Here is a 2,091-nt window from a genome sequence, read left to right on the forward strand (position 1 = left end):
GGCAGTCCCGAAACGCTGGAATACTGGCGGCAGACATGGGCGGAGCTATGCAATGCCAAGTTTGCGGAAAAAGGTATTGATGTTCGTATCGACCACCGAAGCTATGAACGGCAGGGCGTGGATTTACTTCCCACCATCCATGAGGGCGCAACCGTCCGGGCAATGGAGAAGAAAGGCATACGCACCGAAAAGGGAGAGTTCAACCGCTGGATCAAAGCCACCAATGCCGTTATCCGGGACATCAAGAAGAAAATCACTCTCCTGTTCGATTGGATTGCCGAAGCAAAAGCAGAGCTTGCCAAGCCGCAGACCCCCGACCTTGTTTCTCTGCTGAACGCCTACTACACCCAGCGCAAAGCCGGGGCTTATTCCCAGAAAGGCAAAATCAGCAACCTAAAGGAGATGAACGAGACTTTCAATTATCTCCGGGCAAACGGCATTTACACCCTTGAAGATTTGGAAAGCCATGTCAATGAACACAGCTCCACCACAGAGAGCTTGAAGAAAACGCTGGACGGGCAGACCGCACGAATGAAAGAAATCAAGCGGCTTTATGACTACTCCGCTACCTTCCAGAGCTTGAAGCCTGTCTGTGACGGCTTGCAGAAAATCAAGTTTGAGAAGTCCAGAGCCAAGTACAAGGCAGAACACGCCGACGAGCTGAAAATGTTCTACACCGCCAGACGCAAGCTGACCGAGGAGTTCCCGGACGGCAAGGTGGATATGAAAAAGCTGTCCGACGAGTATGACGAGCTGGAACAGGCGCACAACACCACCTATGGCGAGTTTAAGACCGTCAGAGACGATTTACACCGCCTTTGGAAGGTCAAGTCATGTGTAGATACTGCCGCCCGATTTAACGAGCGCACAGAGGAACAAAAACTCCAAAATCGACCCCAAACACGACAGAAAAAGGAGGAACTATCCCGATGAATTACACCCAAGCACAGATTGACCGGGCAAACGCCGTCAGACTGGAAGATTTTCTCCGTACACAGGGAGAGACACTTATCAAAAGCGGACGAGAATACCGCTGGAAAGAACATGACAGCCTGACCGTCCGGGGAAACAAATGGTTTCGACACAGCCAGAGCAAGGGCGGCTATCCCATTGATTTTGTCATGGAGTTTTACGGAAAGTCCTTTCCCGAAGCCGTCCAGCTCTTAACCGGCGAAAGCGCCGAGGGACAGAGCGAAGCCACCACAGCACCGCCCACAGCGTTCCACTTGCCCTTGCACAACCGAACAGCCGACAGAGCAATTCAATATCTCACAGAAAGCCGAGGTCTCAACAAAACGCTTGTTGAGGCTTTTCTTCTTTCCGGGGATATTTACGAGGACGCAAAGCGGCACAATGTTGTGTTTGTCGGCAGAGACCGAAGCGGTACGCCGAGATACGCCCATGTGCGAGGAACGGCAGACCCATTCAGACAGGACATTGCCGGGTCTGACAAATCCTATCCGTTCCACTATGAGGGAAACGGCAACCAGCTTTTTGTTTTTGAAGCGCCGATTGACCTTTTGTCCTTTATCTGCCTTTATCCGCAGGATTGGCAGACAAGAAATTATCTTGCCCTGGGCGGCGTTTCGGGCAAAGCCCTTGACCGTTTTCTTTCTGAACGCAAGGACACCCGAAAAGTATTCCTCTGCCTTGACAGCGACACCGCAGGAAGTGAAGCCTGCACCCGACTGGCACAGGACATTCCCAGCGAGATCGCCGTCATTCGCCTTGTCCCGGCAAGGAAAGACTGGAACGATGTTCTCCGTCAGCAAGGGGACATTCCCAGCCGCAAATTCATAGCCGAGACAATCACGCTGCGAGAGCTGCCCACCGCCCAGCCTGTTCCCATGCTCCGCATGGCAGATGTGGAGCTTACGAGCGTGGATTGGCTATGGTTTCCGTATATCCCCTTTGGAAAGCTGACGATTATACAGGGCAATCCCGGCGAGGGTAAGACCTACTTTGCTATGCGTCTTGCGGCGGCTTGCACCAACCGAAAGCCTTTACCCGGTATGGAGACACTTGAGCCTTTCAACATCATCTATCAGACCGCCGAGGACGGTTTGGGCGATACCGTTAAGCCCCGGCTGA

2 protein-coding genes are annotated in these 2,091 nt (G+C 52.8%); both read left to right on the forward strand.

The annotated features are described in order from the left end of the window. The coding region (locus tag LI162_RS15110) for a MobA/MobL family protein (protein WP_227156866.1) at nucleotides 1–933 on the forward strand (933 nt) is incomplete at its 5' end. Beyond that, the coding region (locus tag LI162_RS15115; RefSeq protein WP_227156867.1) for a toprim domain-containing protein at nucleotides 930–2,091 on the forward strand (1,162 nt) is incomplete at its 3' end. The genes LI162_RS15110 and LI162_RS15115, both read left to right, overlap by 4 nt.

The sequence above is a fragment of the Mediterraneibacter sp. 210702-DFI.3.120 genome, assembly GCF_020561005.1.
In the GTDB taxonomy this organism is placed as follows: domain Bacteria; phylum Bacillota; class Clostridia; order Lachnospirales; family Lachnospiraceae; genus Mediterraneibacter; species Mediterraneibacter faecis.